This is a genomic window from Paenibacillus sp. TSM33 (assembly GCF_056099025.1).
In genome coordinates this window covers 846,045-863,940 of record NZ_JBLZXB010000017.1, presented here as the reverse complement: position 1 = coordinate 863,940, position 17,896 = coordinate 846,045, and the positions used below count along the sequence as shown (strand labels likewise).

Annotated in this window: 13 protein-coding genes (1 of these 13 running past the window's edge); 12 read left to right on the top strand and 1 reads right to left on the bottom strand. The window is 41.5% G+C overall.

Going from position 1 to position 17,896, the window contains the following annotated elements:
* The first annotated feature begins 82 nt into the window (after nucleotides 1-82).
* From ACN6NF_RS15705 to ACN6NF_RS15695, 3 genes are read left to right on the top strand one after another with little or no spacing between them, the layout of a single operon-like run.
* On the top strand, nucleotides 83-1,138 hold the full coding sequence (locus tag ACN6NF_RS15705) for a thermonuclease family protein (protein WP_474318514.1): 1,056 nt from the start codon (nucleotides 83-85) through the stop codon (nucleotides 1,136-1,138).
* 26 nt (nucleotides 1,139-1,164) lie between these two features.
* Nucleotides 1,165-2,637 carry an NUDIX domain-containing protein gene (locus tag ACN6NF_RS15700; RefSeq protein WP_474318513.1) on the top strand — a complete coding sequence of 491 codons (1,473 nt, stop codon included), beginning with the start codon at nucleotides 1,165-1,167 and terminating at the stop codon, nucleotides 2,635-2,637.
* Between the two features lie 20 nt (nucleotides 2,638-2,657).
* Complete coding sequence (locus ACN6NF_RS15695; RefSeq protein WP_474318512.1) at nucleotides 2,658-3,392, top strand: hypothetical protein; 735 nt, start codon at nucleotides 2,658-2,660, stop codon at nucleotides 3,390-3,392.
* Nucleotides 3,393-4,151: 759 nt separating this feature from the next.
* On the opposite strand, the gene ACN6NF_RS15690 is transcribed toward ACN6NF_RS15695, so the two are convergent.
* On the bottom strand, nucleotides 4,152-4,628 hold the full coding sequence (locus tag ACN6NF_RS15690) for a carbohydrate binding domain-containing protein (protein ID WP_474318511.1): 477 nt from the start codon (nucleotides 4,626-4,628) through the stop codon (nucleotides 4,152-4,154).
* 545 nt (nucleotides 4,629-5,173) lie between these two features.
* Here ACN6NF_RS15690 and ACN6NF_RS15685 point away from each other — a divergent pair.
* The 9 genes from ACN6NF_RS15685 to ACN6NF_RS15645 all read left to right on the top strand — a co-directional run.
* Nucleotides 5,174-5,809, top strand: coding sequence for an MBL fold metallo-hydrolase (locus ACN6NF_RS15685; RefSeq protein WP_474318510.1), 636 nt, complete (start codon nucleotides 5,174-5,176; stop codon nucleotides 5,807-5,809).
* 327 nt (nucleotides 5,810-6,136) lie between these two features.
* A complete protein-coding gene (gene loaP / locus ACN6NF_RS15680) occupies nucleotides 6,137-6,658 on the top strand; it encodes an antiterminator LoaP (protein WP_474318508.1) in 522 nt (173 codons plus the stop codon).
* A 133-nt stretch (nucleotides 6,659-6,791) separates the two neighbouring features.
* Complete coding sequence (locus ACN6NF_RS15675) at nucleotides 6,792-7,553, top strand: 4'-phosphopantetheinyl transferase family protein (RefSeq protein WP_474318507.1); 762 nt, start codon at nucleotides 6,792-6,794, stop codon at nucleotides 7,551-7,553.
* A gap of 25 nt (nucleotides 7,554-7,578) precedes the next feature.
* Nucleotides 7,579-7,818 carry an acyl carrier protein gene (locus ACN6NF_RS15670; protein WP_474318506.1) on the top strand — a complete coding sequence of 80 codons (240 nt, stop codon included), beginning with the start codon at nucleotides 7,579-7,581 and terminating at the stop codon, nucleotides 7,816-7,818.
* On the top strand, nucleotides 7,796-9,043 hold the full coding sequence (locus tag ACN6NF_RS15665; protein ID WP_474318505.1) for a beta-ketoacyl synthase N-terminal-like domain-containing protein: 1,248 nt from the start codon (nucleotides 7,796-7,798) through the stop codon (nucleotides 9,041-9,043). Before ACN6NF_RS15670 ends, ACN6NF_RS15665 begins: the two co-directional genes overlap by 23 nt.
* A gap of 15 nt (nucleotides 9,044-9,058) precedes the next feature.
* Nucleotides 9,059-10,321, top strand: a complete 1,263-nt coding sequence (locus ACN6NF_RS15660; protein WP_474318504.1) for a hydroxymethylglutaryl-CoA synthase family protein — start codon at nucleotides 9,059-9,061, stop codon at nucleotides 10,319-10,321.
* Nucleotides 10,318-11,079, top strand: a complete 762-nt coding sequence (locus ACN6NF_RS15655) for an enoyl-CoA hydratase/isomerase (protein ID WP_474318503.1) — start codon at nucleotides 10,318-10,320, stop codon at nucleotides 11,077-11,079. Before ACN6NF_RS15660 ends, ACN6NF_RS15655 begins: the two co-directional genes overlap by 4 nt.
* Nucleotides 11,080-11,125: 46 nt before the next feature.
* Complete coding sequence (locus tag ACN6NF_RS15650) at nucleotides 11,126-11,875, top strand: polyketide synthase (protein ID WP_474318502.1); 750 nt, start codon at nucleotides 11,126-11,128, stop codon at nucleotides 11,873-11,875.
* Nucleotides 11,876-12,108: 233 nt separating this feature from the next.
* Nucleotides 12,109-17,896 carry the 5' portion of an amino acid adenylation domain-containing protein gene (locus tag ACN6NF_RS15645; RefSeq protein WP_474318501.1) on the top strand. It continues 5,348 nt past the right edge of the window, so only the first 5,788 of its 11,136 coding nucleotides appear in the window; its start codon is at nucleotides 12,109-12,111; its stop codon lies beyond the right edge, outside the window.

Here is a 17,896-nt window from a genome sequence, read left to right as displayed (position 1 = left end):
TGCGATTTTTGTGATAAAAGTATATATATTGGAAAATGTTCATGGTATATTTATCCTAGAACTAAATACCTAGGAGGATATCATGAGAAGTAATGGAAAGGGAAAGATCATAGGAATTATCTTTGCATTAATTGTAGTTGTTGCGATTATTAAATATTTAGGATTGCTGATTATCGCGGGAGGGCTTGGTTACTGGGGTTATAAAAAATATCAGAATGCTAAGAGAGAAAATCAGAAAAGTAAACTAGCAATAGTTTTATTTTCACTTGCCGGGATTTTCTTTTTAGCGTTCATCGGGAATCTAACGAATGTTAAGCAGCAGGAATTAGTGAATAAAGCACCAGCTGTTCCAGCTAAAGTAGAACAAACTTCTGTGGTACCTACTACAACTAAATCTGAGCAAACTTCAAACATTGTTTCTACCTCAGCATCTAACGAAAAGGCGGATTCTGAACAACCAAAACGTATTCCTATAACTTTAATAGCAGGAACGGATGGAGATACATTTAAAGCATCAGTTCAAGGGAAAGAGGAAAAGATTCGACTACTCCTAGTGGATACACCTGAAAGTGTAAAACAGGGTACACCGGTTCAACCGTTTGCAAAAGAAGCTTCTGCTTTTACTCTAAAGCAATTAAAGCAGGGTAATCTTTCCCTAGAGCTTGATGTTTCAGAACGAGATAAGTATGGTCGTCTACTTGGTTATGTATGGGTTGGAGATAAGATGTTAAATGAAATGTTGATCGAGAAAGGATATGCTCGGGTGGCCTACATAAATCCTCCAAACGTTAAATATGTCGATCAATTCAAAGAGATTCAAGCCACTGCTCAAAAAAGTGGAACAGGTATCTGGAGTATTGAAAACTATGCACAAGAAGATGGATTCAATCAGAAGGCAACTGCAAAGACTGAATCTAAAAGTAATGATTCAAGTGTAAAAGAATCTAAGCCTAAAGTAGTTACTCCTAAAAAGGAAGTCGTCCAAACTTATTCTGAACCAAGAGAATCAACAAGCAATGTATACTATAAAAACTGCTCTGCGGTTCGTGCTGCTGGCGCCGATCCAATTTATGAAGGTGAACCAGGTTATAGTAGGAAACTGGACCGTGATGGTGACGGAGTGGGATGTGAAAGATAAGAATTTTAGTTAATGGAGAGTGTTATATGTCAAGAATTCAACAAGCTATAAACTTTGTTATCCGCGAAGTGGAGGCGCCTGCCCTAGATCATCCTGAACTTGAAAAAGAGTTTAAAAACAAAGTTATACGTTCTAGAACTGTCGTTCGAAATATGAAACGAGTGGGCGATCTTAAAAGATATCTTCAACGTTTCGAAATTGTACAACCTTCAAGATCACCAGGAACAGCGCTATATGAACGGTTTAAAAACCTTGGCTTAGAAACGTATGAAGATCTATATCCTCGTTTTTGTGAAGAATTTAAGGATGAACTAGATGATGTTACCGTTCTTAACGATTTCGTGATCGGGGCTGACTATACCTCATGGGATATATCCATACTTGCTCGTACTTATGACCCACAGTCAGGTATTTATCTTATTGGCAATAATGATAGATTACAGGCTATCTTCATAAAATCAACTTTCTCAGATGGAAAGTATCCGAATGAATGGATTGTAGAGGATGAAAAGATAAAATATTATTTCTACAGCTTAAGAGGCAATTTCGATCCAAATTACAAATATAATGCTTCAATAATTAACTCCGCTCAAAACAAGACACCAATATACTTGTTTACCAAAGATGGAACTGTTCTTAATTTGAATGGCTTATATGAGTTTGAATCACACCATTACAACTCTGAAGATGGTTCAAGATGGTTTATCCTGAATAAGTTAAATTCCTTAAATATGCAGAGTTCGGTAACTACAAAAGAATATTTACATGAAGTTGATAAGCAAGTTAAGAAAGCCAAAAGATCCACTGATCAGGATCGTAAAGCTAGGTTAAATAATGCTCCTAAAAAACCCGAAAGTGTACCTGTTATCACAACAGCATATAAAAGGAATCCGGATGTAATTGTTGAAGTTTTAAAGCGAGCTAATGGTATTTGTGAAATATGCTACCAACCTGCGCCATTTCTTAGAGCGAGCGATTTATCTCCATATTTAGAAGTACATCATAAAGTCCCTTTGGCAGACGGAGGAGACGATACAGTAGAGAATGCATTTGCTGTTTGCCCCAACTGTCACAGAGAAGAACACTTTGGTGTACAAGCAAAAATTGTTACTGCTGCTCTTATAGTAGATAGAGGAAAGATACTTATCGCTAAGCGAGGAAAAGGTATGAAACTTGAGGGGAAATGGGAGTTCCCTGGCGGAAAGCTTGAAGCTGGAGAAAGCTTTGAAGAGTGTTTAAAAAGAGAAATTTATGAGGAATTAGGAATGCATATTGATGTAATTCATCATTTTGATAACAGCATTTACAAGTACTCTGACGGTGTTATTAAATTAATTGCCTACTGGGCAAAATGGAGTGGTGGAGAAATTGTTGTAAATGAACATAGCGAGATTAAATGGATTGATTTTGCAGACTTAGGTTTGTATGATTTTTCACCTGCTGATATACCTTTTATAGGCTCCTTACGTAATTATAATAATTTTTTTACTACTGAATAGAAAAGAAAGTAGGGTAATTTGTGAACAATGAAGATTTTGGTGCATTAACAGATGGTTTATTAAGACGTTTAGAAGCTTTGGATTTTTATACTGAAGGTTTCCTTAAAGGGAAGTATATAGAAGCGGGAGAGAAAATAAATGATATTGAAAAAATAGTAAGCAGAGCGAAAGATTTAATACGAAGGCTAGAGGCAGCAACTCAAATGCTTACACAACATATAGAATCTGATGAGACCAAAAAAATATTACCTGAAGAGTATATTGTATCACATATTGATGAAACAGTTCTGAAAATGCAGAATTCAACTATAGAAATTAAAAGAAAAGTTGCAGAATTTAATGATTTTCTAAGAATTCAAGAGACTCTACCCGATTATAAAATTCATAATTATACTATTTATATTTATATTGTATCCATTTATGAAGTATATCTTCAAAGAGTTATAGGAAAAAAAGATAATTTAGAAAAACTTATTAAACATATGCCAAATAACATTGAATGGAATTTATGGAAAAAGTCTGCTAATGAAATTAGAAGCATTAGAAATGTTATTGTACACAATGAAGGTGTTAATGATAAGGAGTATATTAAGGATAAATGGACAATTGGTGAAGAGATAAAGCTAATCAGAAGAATCCATATGAATGATTTGAAAAAAAACATTAACAAATTTATAGAGTTATTTTCAGGACAAAAAGGTTATGAATATGACTTAAAGTACGCCCTGACGAGGATACGGTCTGCTTCCGAATAAACCTCAATTGCTGACCGCTCTTTTAGCGGTAAGTTGTGCAGGGGGCGGCGGAGCCGTTCCCTTTTTCTAATTATGTTAATCAAAACATGTTTATTCATGGCAATTGGATTGCTTTCAATATGGAATTGCCAGCAGAAGTTGGAACGGAGTCCCCTAATCCGTGTATCATTTTTTTAATTCCGGAATAATTATCACGGTTCATAATAAACTGGCTTTTTCCCAGGATGCGTTGGAGGATAGAAATTAGATTAAGATACAATAAACGATAATAGTGGCATAGAGGTAGGACAACACATACGGCAAAAGTGTAGATGGAAAAAAGAGCAGTAAGGAATTAATCCTTCTGCTCTTTTTATTGGGGACAAATTGGGGACAGACTGTAGTATTTTGTGTAGAATACAGTTCAAATGAGAACATATACGAACACATAAAAGCCTTGAGGATACTGGATTTTGGAACTGTATGCTACTATAGTATATTAAAAACTCATGTCTTAAAATCCTGCGGTAGGTGACTACCGTACCGGTTCGATCCCGGTCCTCGGCATATTAGATTTATCACGGTCACATCAGCTTAAATGAACGAAAATAACGCGAGGTCCTGTGTAGCTGTAACGGAGCAATCCGCAGGTACACTGGACCAACGAAGCGCCTCACCGTTAATATGCGGAGAGGCGCTTTTATTTTGGGGAAATTTCATACTATAAAGTTCAGTTTAGTTTTGTATTTTGTAATGATAATTCTGCTGCCAAATGATTCATTATCTTAATCTGGATATAGATACATCATCCAAAAGAATGGTGGCAAAAGCATCCTGTGCTGTAACGCGGAACACTAAATCTCTGGAGACTGTCCCTGAATTCCCTGAGATTGAGAAGGTACGGGAGACTCTCTCATATTGTGATGAAGGTAGCGAGTTAAGCTGAATCGTGTAGGTTTGCTCTCCTAAACTAATTTGAAGCCGACCACCGAAAGGCCTGATCAAATTACGTACCCAGAAGGTCACACGGTATCTTCTTCCTCTTCTCAGATCGGAAATCGTCTGTCTAAGCGAGACGCTGTGCCCCGGGTTAGCTGAGATTCTGACGGCTTGACTGCCACTATGCGGGTTGGTTCTGGTTATAAAGATTTGACCTGTCACGTTGCTGACGTTTGCAATCCAAGGTGTTAAATCCTGATCTTCAAAGCCACCATTTCTAACAACAGCCTGAGTAGGCAAAATTCTTTTTTTCTTCAATGCGTGAGGTTGTATGGGGGATCTATTTTTCCCTCTACGGACAGCAGTTGTACTTTCTCCAGTTTTTTTAGGTTTCATTTTCATATAGGCAACTCTCTTTCTGTAAAAAATGTATTTTATATTAGTAGTTTATGAAAGTGTGAATAATAGTGTTCATATTAAAAGAAACCAAAAATACCGTCGTATGACGGTATTTTTGGTTACATAATTACAGCGAAGAAAGGGTTTTGCGACTGTATAGAGCAAAATCTTGTAACAGAGAGTCGAAGCCTTTCTATTGCATAAGTTGGTATAATCATTGGTACAGCAACTTTTGACAGAAAGACATCGGAGACGAGGATTATCCCGAAAAGTGCAGGAAGGCTTGTTATTCAGGAACTCTTAGTAAAGATTGAAGCATAGCAAACGCATAGTGATGTAGACCAATTCAGCCGCATTTGAACAGTGAATTTGACGCACAAATTTGGATTTGGCCATAGAAAGGTGGGTTCAGTGAAGCTGATATGAGTCTGACATACCAAATGGAACAGTTAAGAGTCCGTTTTATGAATTTTATTAACTATGTATATATTGTAATGGATAAGAAAACAGGAGACATTGCTATTGTCGATCCGTCATGGGATTTATCGAAAATAGAGTCATATCTTCGACAGTTGAATGGTAATCTCAGAGCCATACTATTAACCCATTCACATCTAGACCATGTTAATTTGGTAAATCCACTCTTGGAAAAGTATAGACCGCACGTATTCATGTCAATACAAGAAATCGATTATTACCATTTTAGATGTAAAAATTTACATCCTATTAAAGATGGGGACTTGATCAAACTTGGAGAAACAGAAATTAGAAGTCTTTTGACTCCAGGACATACCTTGGGTAGTGTATGCTATCTTTTTTCCGGTCACTTATTCACAGGGGATACCATTTTCATTGAAGGTTGTGGCTTTTGTGATCCGAATGGAGGAGATCCGAAAGACTTATATCATAGCGTTCAAAAAATAAAACGAGAGGTTGATAGCTCCATTCAAATTTATCCTGCTCATTCATATGGTAAAGTACCTGGGTTCCCACTCAGTCACCTTCTGGATGAAAATATTTATTTTCAATTTACGAGTATGAAGCCGTTTATTAATTTCAGAATGCGTCCCAACCAAAAAGGTTTATTCAATTTCAAATGAGTTGGTAGAAGGGGGCAGTTCTAAAGGGTGATGGGGCCTCTACCCCCTTAAAGATAGACTGGGTTGTTGCCAAAATGGCAATTGACACTGTTTGAGCAGAGGATTATAATGGAAATATACTATTCCAATTATATCTTTATATGAAAAATAAAGGAACTTGTTTGCGGTTAATCGCTGGCGGGTCACGTTAACCACTGATGAGGGACATATCGTGAGAGAATGTAGCTTATCAAGCAGGATAAGTGAAAGGGCGAAGCTATGCATACACTGGCTGCAGACATTATAGGAATTGATTTTGGCAGTATGTTTTGTTAGGAGATGAGCGGAATGAATTGGTACGTGCTTTTTGTGCGAACGGGTAAGGAAGAAAGGGTTAAACAACTTTTTAATAAGTGGTTTGATTCTGAAGTTTACAAACCATTTATACCGCTCCAAGAGAGACTTTTTAAAGTAGCAGGAACAGTCAAGAAAGAATTAGCCCCTCTGTTCCCCAGTTATGTATTTATTGAGTCGAACTTACCTGACTTGCAGTTCGTAACAAGTACAAATTCAATGATTTATACTTCCAGTGATATCATTCGTTTATTGAGATATTCGAAGTTAGAAGCTTCCATGCGAGATTGCGAGAGACAAGTTTTAGAGAGTTTGTGCAATGATAGATATTGTATAGAATGCTCAACTGGAATTATTGAAGGAGACAATATACGTATTATAGAAGGACCGCTTCAAGGAAGAAACAGCATAGTTAAGAAGATAGACAGACATAAAAGACAGGCGGTTATTCAGCTAGAATTTATGGGTGACATCAGACTAGTGAACGTAGCTTTGGAGATTATTAGTAAAGTTTAAATAGAACAATCTTGGGGATATTCTTCTCCATGTGGAAGCTTTCAGAGCCCTTAAGGGATTTGAAGGTTTTTTTTGGTTTGAACGTTTGATCCCATATTGGTAAGAAGCTGTCTACTCATAGGGGGATATGTACGTGGTCTTGTATACGGAACAGCTCATGTTGAAGCGGGAAGATACCGTGCTGGAGGCGGCTGTCAGTTTTTTACATGCAGTTTGCCGTGACGATGCTGCTCTCGATCCGGAGATTTTTCATTCAGATGAGTGTAGCTACTTTGAGAGCCTGCTATTCCAGCGCCGAAAATCCAACTTTCTGCTCGGCAGGCTAAGTGCAAAACAAGCAGCATCCGTGCTGTTAAGGGAGCAGAACCTACGCAACATAAGCGTGGAGACAGGTGTTTTCGGCCAGCCCTTGCTTCGAACTACCGGAGTCCCTGGCTACCAAGTGAGCATCGCCCACTGTGATGATATCGGGACCGCTGTTGTTTTTCCAGAAGCGCATCCTATGGGGATTGATATTGAGAGGATAAGTCCTAACCGAAATAAGACTATGGAAAGCCAATTGACGACGGAAGAAAGGGAAAAAATCGCAGCCGTGCGAGGAGTAGAGGAATACTCTGTTTTATTGACGGTTTCTTGGACGGTAAAGGAGGCGATTTCAAAAATATTGCGCACAGGCTTTACCGCATCGTTGCAAGTGCTTGAAATTAACGAGATCAGATTTAAAAGTGGATGCTTTCAGAGTACATTTTCGCATTTTCCACAATATGCCGCCCAGTCGTATCGGTTGGGTAACTACATCTTTACTATTGCAGCGCCAAGGAAGACGGAATGGAGTATCAATATGTCTCAATTGTATGAGCAATTTAATCCGATTTTCCATCCAAGCTGTTTGTAAATAACCCAATTTTAGGAGGATATATATGCGTAAAGAAGAAGTATTCGAAATCGTTAAAGGTTGTATTTGTGAAGTTCTACCGGAATTAAACGATCACCAGTTTCAGTATGACGATCGCTTGGTAGATTTGGGTGCGGATTCGGTAGATCGAGCCGATATTGTAATGAAGACTATGGAAGCATTATCTCTTAATATTCCGCGCGTTGAGTTATCTGGCGTGAAAAATGTAGGAGAGTTGGCAGATGCGCTCTATGCCAAATTATAAAGAGCCTGAGTTAGTTATTACGGGAGTTGGTGTTACTTCGTCGATTGGGCAAGGGAAGACTGCCTTTGCTTCGGCGCTGTTCAAAGGGCAACATGCATTTGGAGTTATGCAACGTCCAGGCAGAAAGGGAGAAGCTTCATTTATAGGTGCGGAGCTGCCATCTCTGTCTTATCCAGAGACCATTTCCAAACGAATGTTAAGAACCGCATCATTATCGGGCCAGGTGGCAATGGTTACCCTTCAAGAGGCCTGGGATGATGCTCAATTGGATGACGTCGACCCTAGCCGCATAGGACTGGTGATTGGAGGCTCCAATTTTCAGCAACGGGAATTATTTCAAACCTATGAGGCTTATCGGGAAAAAAAGCATTTTGTACCTCCAACCTATGGGCTTTCCTTTATGGATACTGATTTGTGCGGATTATGCACCGAGCAATTCGGTATTCAAGGGTTAGCGTATACTGTCGGCGGGGCTTCCGCGAGCGGACAAGTCGCCATCATTCAAGCGATTGAGGCGATTCAAGCGAATCGGGTTGATGTATGCATTGCAATGGGGGCGTTGATGGATATTTCGTATTTGGAATGCCAGGCATTGCGGTCCTTGGGAGCCATGGGAAGCGACCGATACGCCGATGAACCGGCAAAGGCTTGTCGCCCTTTTGATCAGATGCGCGACGGGTTCATATATGGGGAATCTTGCGGAGCTATTGTCATAGAACGGTCGGATTTTGCAATGAAGCGTCAGGGGAAACCTTATGCAAAGCTTACAGGTTGGGATATAGGGATGGATCGGAACCGGAACCCCAATCCTTCTTATGAGGGCGAGGTTCGAGTGATTAAAAGGGCCTTGGAGAAAGCGAAACTGTCGCCGGAAAAAATTGATTATATTAATCCCCATGGGACAGGCTCTGTAATTGGGGACGAGATCGAAATAAAGGCCATACAGGATTGCCAATTATCACATGCTTACATCAATGCAACCAAATCCATTATCGGGCATGGTCTGAGCGCAGCCGGGACGGTTGAAATTATTGCTACTCTTCTACAAATGAAAGAGTCGATACTTCATCCTACCCGCAATTTGGAGGAGCCGATCAGAGTGGATTGCAACTGGGTGAAAAATGAGTCCATCCCAGCGGTTATTCACAATACTATGAATTTGAGCATGGGGTTTGGCGGGATCAATACGGCCATCTGTATGCAAAAGTATGAGTCGGGCATTTAAGAAAGGGGGAGCATTATGGTATTGGTAGGAATTGAAGCAATGAACGTTTTTGGGGGCTCAGCCTATCTAGATGTCATGCAATTAGCGCAGCACAGACAGTTGGACCCTGCGAGATTTGAAAATTTATTAATGAAAGAAAAGGCTGTTGCCCTGCCCTATGAAGATCCGGTTACCTTCGGAGTCAATGCGGCAAAACCGCTGGTGGACGCCCTCTCTGAAGCGGAAAAGAACCGCATCGAAATGCTCATCACCTGTACAGAATCAGGAATTGATTTTGGCAAATCAATCAGTACATATATTCACCACTATTTGGGACTGAATCGGAATTGCAGGCTATTTGAACTCAAGCAAGCCTGCTATTCAGGTACTGCCGGACTCCAAATGGCGGTGAATTTTATTTTATCCCAAGTCTCGCCAGGGGCCAAAGCGCTTGTTATTGCCAGTGATATCTCACGATTTATTGCCGCTGAAGGCGGGGATGTTCTGAGTGAGGATTGGTCTTACGCTGAACCAAGCGGAGGGGCAGGGGCTGTGGCCATGCTGATTAGTGAAAATCCTCATATATTCCAAGTCGATGCGGGCGCTAATGGATATTATGGCTATGAGGTGATGGATACTTGCCGTCCGATACCAGATAGCGAGGCCGGAGATGCGGACTTGTCTTTAATGTCCTATCTGGATTGCTGCGAGCAAGCATTTTTGGAATACCAGAAACGGGTACAAGGAGTGGACTATAAAGATACCTTCCAGTATCTTTCCTTCCATACTCCATTCGGTGGAATGGTAAAAGGAGCGCATCGCACGATGATGCGAAGGATTACTCAGGCCAAGCCCAATGAGATTGAGGCGGATTATGTACAACGTGTCAAGCCAGGATTGGAGTATTGCCAACGAGTCGGCAATATTATGGGCGCGACCTTGTACCTTTCCTTGGCTGGTACGATTGATAAGGGCACATTTGATTCTCCGAAGCGGATTGGTTGCTTTTCCTATGGATCAGGCTGCTGCTCGGAATTTTATAGCGGGGTAGTGATGCCCCAAAGCCAGGAATATCTGCGTCGGTTTGAGATCGAGCGTAATTTGAATGAGCGCTACCAATTATCCATGGATGAATATGAATCCTTGCTGAAAGGCAGTGGCGCTGTACGTTTTGGAACCCGCAACACCAAACTTGATTTTCAATTGGTTCCGGGAGTGATCGATTCCGGGAAAGGGAGACAGCGGTTATATCTGGAGGAAATCTATGAATTCCACCGCAAGTATCGGTGGGAATCATGAATTACCAAACAATTCAGGTTCGGTTTCAAGAATCGATTTGTTATATACAGTTTTACCGACCAGAGGCAAATAACACGATTAATAACACCCTCATTGAGGAATGCATGCATGTGCTTGCGCTGTGTGAGGAGTCGGTTACGATCGTTGTGTTGGAAGGCCTGCCGGAGGTGTTCTGTCTTGGAGCGGATTTTCAAGGAATGTACGAAAAAATGGCAAATGAACATGAGCATGCACAGAATCCAGAACCTCTATATGACCTGTGGTTAAAACTGGCGACGGGGCCTTATATCACGATTTCTCATGTGCGAGGGAAGGCAAACGCTGGTGGTATCGGATTTATTGCTGCCAGCGACATTGTGATAGCAGATCAGACAGCACAGTTCAGTCTGTCAGAATTGTTATTTGGGCTTTTCCCTGCTTGTGTTCTGCCGTTTTTAGTACGTAGAATTGGATTCCAAAAAGCGAATTATTTGACATTAATGACACAGCCGATTATGGTTGAGCAGGCTTTTACATGGGGATTGGTCGATGCGTATGATGCCCAGAGCGATACGGTGCTGCGCAAGCATTTATTACGCCTCAGACGATTGTCCAAAACGGGTATTTTACGCTACAAACGCTTTATGGACGAACTCAGCGATTTGCGTCAGTATAAATCACTGGCGCTGGCGTCCAATCAAGAGGTGTTTTCAGACGCTCAAAATCTTAAGGGCATTTTCCGGTATGTCGAAACAGGTCAATTTCCGTGGATGGACTGATGGGCGTTGCCACAAGACGGGATGCTGAGGGGGGAAGTAGGTCATCATGTCACAATCTGTGGTTGAGTTACTTGAGATCGAGCGAGGGATTATTCAAGTAACAATGCAAGATAGAGTTCATAAAAATACATTTACACTTGAAATGACGCATGGACTTAGAGAAGCGTTCCATGCGATCCAGAATGACTCGACCTGCAAAGTCGTAATTCTAACAGGGTATGACAACTACTTTGCCACGGGTGGGACGCAAGAAGGACTATTGGCTATACATGAAGGAACATCGAAGTTTACTGATGAAAATATTTACTCTCTGGCATTGAACTGCAAAGTTCCAGTGATAGCCGCCATGCAGGGCCATGCGGTTGGTGGGGGCTTTGTCATGGGGCTATTTTCTGATTTCGTAATCCTAAGTAAGGAAAGTATATATACGACTAATTTTATGAGATATGGATTTACACCAGGAATGGGCGCGACGTTCATTATTCCCCAAAAACTAGGGTTCAGCCTGGGAGAAGAATTATTGTTAAATGGGGGGAATTATCGAGGTGCAGAACTTGAGAAGCGGGGAGTGCCGTTCCCGGTTCTGCCTCGCAAAGAAGTGATGAGCTATGGATTGGATCTTGCTAGACAGCTGGCCGAGAAACCCAGATTTTCATTAATCACGTTAAAGGATCATCTGGTTGCTCCACTCCGTGCTCAGCTTCCCAAAATCGTAGAACAAGAGCTGATTATGCATGAGAAGACCTTTCATCAAGCCGAGGTTAAAGAACGAATTATCAACCTGTTTGGAAAATAATGAATTTTTTATAGCTTAATTTATTGAGATTTGTTGGACGTTTTTACGGTTGTTCGTGGGAATCTGGAAACGAGTGTGAAAGGGGCCTTAGCCTTTCTCATCACTCATTTTTTCTTTGCTACTTCCGATTAGGCAACGTTTCAAACGTGAAACAGCAGCTCAAAATAGACATCGTGATAAGCATTTGGCTCATGTTGTATTTAAATTTTGTGTTTTGAGGAGTTGGTTGATGAATGACACATAAACATGATCAAAGATCAGACCTTAATATCCCAATCGTTTCTTTTATGGAAACTTGCCGACAATTTCCTGAAACAGAGTTGTTTACTTTTGAGAATGAAGGAGAGCATCCTCAAGTTCTTACGGGAACCACGCTTTTGCTGCAAGTGCAAACTTTAGGCAATATTCTAATGAAAGAACTGGCTGCGCAGGAAAAAGCGCTCCTTGTATTTCCTCAGGGCCTGGGATATATCAGCAGCATGCTGGCATGTTTCTATGCAAACATCGTAGCCATCCCTACACCCATTACAGCAGCTGAGCCAGATGAAAAAATGCTTGAGAAAATAAAGCCTATTCAAACGGATTCCGGGGCTGTATGTATCATAACCAATACTGCCTTCAAAGCCTTTCTCCAAACACAACCGGAGTATAGGACGTTTCGTATCCTAAATATTGATGAGATTCTTAAAAAGAGCGCTGCCCACGTAGATATGAAGATGAGAATACCAGCACCTGAAGATATGGCCCTTTTGCTGTACACATCAGGCTCTACATCCCTGCCTAAAGGCGTAATTCTCAGCCATAGATGTTTAATGAATCAGGTTAAGGCTGAGCAATGGAGAATTGACCAAAATAGCCGTATCGTTTCCTGGATGCCGCAATTCCATGCTTTTGGACTGCAAAACAATATTTTGGTACCGCTATTCAATGGCGCCTCAAGCATTATTCTCCCGCCAGAAAGCTTTGCTAAAAATCCGGAACACTGGATTCAGATGATTGACAAGTATCAGGCTACCCATACGGCTGCGCCAAACTTTGCATTCGATTACTGCTGCTCCACCTTGGATGTAGCTTCACTACAGGAATATTCTCTACACCATCTTCAAGCTATTATATGTGCAGGTGAGCCCATTCGGAAGGAAAGTTACGAAAATTTTGTCCATCATTTCCGGACATTAGGGCTTAAAGAAGATATATTTTGTCCTCTTCTTGGCTTATCTGAGCTGTGTCCTGTTACCAGTGTAAAACCGGGCCAGTCGATGAGATTTCTTAATTTGGATATTCCTAGCTTGGAGCAAAGAAGAGTCCAATACACAGATGAGAAGAACCCATCGAAGTCCGTTATCAGCTGCGGGGAGATCGAAGCTCCGACAGTAATACGGATTGTTCATCCTGAAAGTCATATGCCATGTCTGCCAGAGGAAATCGGAGAGATTTGGATTAAATCCGATCGGATGGCAGAGGGCTATTTAAATAGGAAGCAAGAAACGGACAGCACTTTTGACGCGGTACTTTCCACTACACAAGAAGGCGGTTTTTTCCGTACAGGTGACCTTGGCTTTATTGAAGACAATCATATTTATGTCATCGGTAGAGAGAAGGAAGTCATTATCATTCACGGCAAAAATCATCATCCTGTCGATATTGAATGGACCATCCAAAAGAATATACCGGAGCTGACCTTGCCTATCGCTGTGTTTGCCTCTGAAGTCAAAGGCCAGGAAAAGGTAATCGTCGTACAAGAGATTGAAACGTCCCTTCATGAGCAGGAATATAAACGACTGGTCGAAAAGATGTTAAATGCCGTATCTGGGACACATCAACTTGAGATTTATGATATATATTTGCTGCCAAAAGGTAGTATTCCCAAAACGGGGAGCGGGAAAATTCAAAGAAAGGTCTGCCGTAATGCTTACATCAAACAAGAGCTTAGTGCGCTTTATCAATATCGGAGCGCCCTCTCAACATCGCATTCAGAGTTTGGAGAGGCGGATGATACTTCAATAAACGACGTTTCGAGAGTACAGCTGAAGATTCAGGAATATATGGTGCAATTTTTACATCGGGAGCTGAATCTGGAGTCCGGGGCAATGGATTTGAATAAAAATATTCACGGTTATGGCATCGATTCCATTCTTATCATGAAGCTCATACGCGGCATTGAAAAATCTTATCCGATCCAGGTTAATGCAAGAGAAATTCTAGAGTATCCGACGATTCAACTACTATCGGCTTATCTAGCCAAAAAGATTGAAAAAGATAAACCGGTTGTAGAGATCAAGATCGAAACAATCCTGCATGGTGTTCAACGGAATCCACTTTCTGAAGTTCAAAAAGGGTTGTGGTTATTACATAAAATGTCTCCCGAAATAAATGCTTACAATGTACCAATATGTCTCCGATTTAATACGAAAGTTGAGATAGAGAACGCTAAACAGGCTTTCCACACCGTTTTAGAGCAATATCCTATTCTAAAAAGTGTGATTGAAGAGGCAAACGGGACACCTTATCAAAAGCTGGAGTCTGCTCAGCCGTTCAATATGCAGGTAGAGGACATTTCAAGCTTGAAAGTAGATGAAATCATTCCCTTGATTCGGAGCAAGGCAAAACAGCCATTTGCGCTGGAACAGGACCCTTTGATGCGTGTTTATCTGATGTCCAGATCCGAACAAGAACATTTTATACTGGTGGTCATTCATCATATTATTTTTGATGGTAGTTCTTTCGTCCTTTTTATTCAAAGCTTTTTAGATGCATATAAAGACTTGGTACAAGGAAAGAGACCGGTCGTTTTACCACCTGCCGCGAGCTATAACGATTTTGTGGAATGGGAACAAACGATGTTGGCGAGTGCAGAAGGGGAGAAGCATTTTTCCTATTGGAAGCAACAGCTGTCGGATGCATTACCGACTCTAGAGCTTCCATATAACCGCTCAGGTTTTCTGACTCCGAGCATGGAAGGACAAACATACACCAAGCGGCTTCCAGTTGATTGGGTCAACCAGGTAAAATCTTTTGCCCGTACACAATATATGAGCTTGTCTACCGTCTTGCTAGGTATGTATGTGATATTGCTAAACCAGTATTCAAGACAGAAAGATATTATTGTTGGCCTGCCAGTTATGGTACGACCAGAGGAGCGTTTTGACCAACTAATCGGATATTTTGTCAATATGCTTCCAATACGCAGCCAAGTGTCGGAAACAGAGACATTCCTGGATTTCATGAAAAAACTGCAAATGACCGTAGTCAATGGGATAGATCATGCTCCTTATCCTTTTCCGGCTCTGGTAAGAGCATTAAATGTGCCGCGTCTGCAGGCGAGCTCGCCTGTGTTTCAGACAGTATTTTCTTATCAAAATTTCCTGCAAACTTCAAGCTTGCAGCAGCTTTGTGCGCCGTATAGCGATAGTTTTAGCGTTGAATTGGTAGAAGAAATTCACCAGGAAGGTGAATATGAGCTGGTATTGGAGCTGCTGGAGCAGGAAGAAGAGATGACATTAAATATCAAATACCGTTCCGGTTTGTTCGATGAAGCGACCATCGTACAGATGGCTGAGCGTTACATCGGATTAGCGGATGCACTTATAAGCAATCCTACGGGCGCCCTAAAGGACTATTCATTACTGTTGCAAGAGGAAAAGAACAGCATCCTTTATGACTGGAATGCGACCGAAACAAGTTATCCAGATAAATGCTTCCCTGAATTTTTCATAAAACAGGCAAGGAAAACGCCTGACGCTATTGCAGTCGTGTATGAAGAGCAATCCCTTACCTATCGGGAATTAAAAGAAAAGAGCACTTTGCTCGCTCTATATTTGCAAAATCAGGGCGTTACCCCTGATACGCTGGTAGGGATTTGCATGGAACGGTCATTAGAAATGGTCATTGGGCTGTTGGGAATCCTTCTGGCAGGCGGAGCCTACGTACCGCTTGATCCAGAATATCCAAAAGACAGATTGGAATATATGCTTCAGGACTCCAATGCTTCCCTTGTCATTACACAATCGGGATTGCTGGAAAAAGTATCTCGGCTGGCAGGGAGTCATGTGAACTGCATTGTTCTTGATAACGATTGGGATCTTCTTACAAGTAGTATAAAGGGGAGAAAGACACTCAAACGGGAAGTGCAGCCTAGCCATTTGGCATATGTGATATATACCTCTGGAAGTACAGGGAAACCCAAAGGGGTCATGATCCCGCACAGAGCGTTAACCAACTTTCTTCTTTCTATGGGAGAAAAGCCAGGCATAACAGAGCAGGACAAACTGCTTGCAGTGACAACGTATTGCTTTGACATCGCGGGACTGGAATTATATCTGCCTTTGATTAAAGGCGCCCAGTGCTATGTTTGCAGTTCTGAAAAAGCCAAGGATGCCGAAAGACTCAAGCAGGAGATTCAAAAAATAAAACCGACAATGATGCAGGCAACGCCTGTGACCTGGACCATGCTCTTTCAAACTGGCTGGAAGAACGAAGAAAACATGAAAATGCTCTGTGGCGGAGAAGCACTTTCGGAAACATTGAAATCTTATTTTGTGCATAGCAACGGTGACGCATGGAATATGTTCGGTCCGACTGAGACGACGATTTGGTCCACAATTCAAACGATTACCGCCGACAAGCTGGTTTCGATCGGTAAGCCTATTGCCAACACCCAGATGTATATTTTGGATCAGCACCTTAGACCTGTGCCTATCGGACTTCCGGGTGAGCTTTTCATCTCGGGCAGTGGCTTGGCCAGAGGTTATTTGAATCAGCCGGTGCTTACGGATGAAAAGTTTATTGACAACCCATTCAAGCCCGGAACTAAGCTTTATAGAACCGGAGATTTATGCAGGTGGCTTTCTGACGGCTCTATTGAGTATTTGGGGCGGATGGATTTTCAAGTGAAAATTCGCGGGTTTCGGATCGAGCTGAGTGAAGTTGAAGGTCAGGTCAGAACCTATCCAGGAATTGATGAATGCGTTGTGGTTGCCAAGGAACAAGGAGGGGATAAGCAACTTGTTGCCTACTATTTACGGAACAACTCCGAGTTCGGGAAGTCTCCACTTGACCCGAAAGAAGTGCGAAATTATTTAAAAGCATTTTTGCCTCATTATATGATTCCAGCATTCTTTATCGAACTGGACAAGCTGCCATTGACCCCGAATGGCAAAATAGATCGGAAGGAATTAATGAGTCGCAGGGTCGAGCTGGCGACAGCTACAAGAAAAATCCATTTGCCGCAATCAGATGTTGAGCATCAAGTTTTAACAATATGGAAAAATATTCTGGATATCGACCATCTAAGTACGGATGATGCCTTCTTCGACGTAGGCGGAAATTCTTTTTCAGCCGCAGAGATGGTTAGAAGGATCAAGGACAAGCTGGAATGCGATATTTCGGTGACAGTACTATTCAAGTATCCAACTGTTAGGGAGCTTAGTGCCTACATTACGAAAGTAAAAGGCGAGGATCTAGCTTCTACGTCTGAACAAACAGATACTGCTGAGAATACTAATTCACTGGGAATTGAATCAAAGGAAGATGAACGTATGCCATCCTACCCCGATTATTATGAAGATAGTATCGCAATTATAGGAATTTCATCCCATTTCCCGGGTGCAAAAAACCACGTTGAGTTTTGGAGAAATTTGAGGGCAGGGGTGGAAAGTGTCCGATACTTTTCCGAAGAAGAACTAGCCCTGTTAGGGCTAGAGAGAGAGATTATCGAGGATCCAAACTATGTGTCCGGACAATGCACGATTGAGGGGAAAGAGTATTTCGACCCTGAGTTTTTTAATTTGTCCCAGAAAAATGCAGAATTTATGGATCCTCAGATGAAATTGCTGTTACAGCATGCATGGAAGGCTGTTGAAGATGCTGGTTATGTTTCCAAGGAAATTCCTGAAACCAGTGTGTATATGTCGGCGAGCAGCAGCTTTTATCAAGCATTTATTCCTAATTTGGCATCGCAATCACCAAATGTTCTGAAGAATGCGGATGAATATGTAACCTGGATTTTGGCACAGGGCGGGA

What these genes read in the sequence shown, in the direction of transcription:
- ACN6NF_RS15705 (WP_474318514.1), top strand. Translation starts at nt 83, where the DNA reads ATGAGAAGTAATGGAAAGGGAAAGATCATAGGAATTATCTTTGCATTA.
- ACN6NF_RS15700 (WP_474318513.1), top strand. Translation starts at nt 1,165, where the DNA reads ATGTCAAGAATTCAACAAGCTATAAACTTTGTTATCCGCGAAGTGGAG.
- ACN6NF_RS15685 (WP_474318510.1), top strand. Translation starts at nt 5,174, where the DNA reads ATGAATTTTATTAACTATGTATATATTGTAATGGATAAGAAAACAGGA.
- loaP (WP_474318508.1), top strand. Translation starts at nt 6,137, where the DNA reads ATGAATTGGTACGTGCTTTTTGTGCGAACGGGTAAGGAAGAAAGGGTT.
- ACN6NF_RS15670 (WP_474318506.1), top strand. Translation starts at nt 7,579, where the DNA reads ATGCGTAAAGAAGAAGTATTCGAAATCGTTAAAGGTTGTATTTGTGAA.
- ACN6NF_RS15665 (WP_474318505.1), top strand. Translation starts at nt 7,796, where the DNA reads ATGCGCTCTATGCCAAATTATAAAGAGCCTGAGTTAGTTATTACGGGA.
- ACN6NF_RS15660 (WP_474318504.1), top strand. Translation starts at nt 9,059, where the DNA reads ATGGTATTGGTAGGAATTGAAGCAATGAACGTTTTTGGGGGCTCAGCC.
- ACN6NF_RS15655 (WP_474318503.1), top strand. Translation starts at nt 10,318, where the DNA reads ATGAATTACCAAACAATTCAGGTTCGGTTTCAAGAATCGATTTGTTAT.
- ACN6NF_RS15650 (WP_474318502.1), top strand. Translation starts at nt 11,126, where the DNA reads ATGTCACAATCTGTGGTTGAGTTACTTGAGATCGAGCGAGGGATTATT.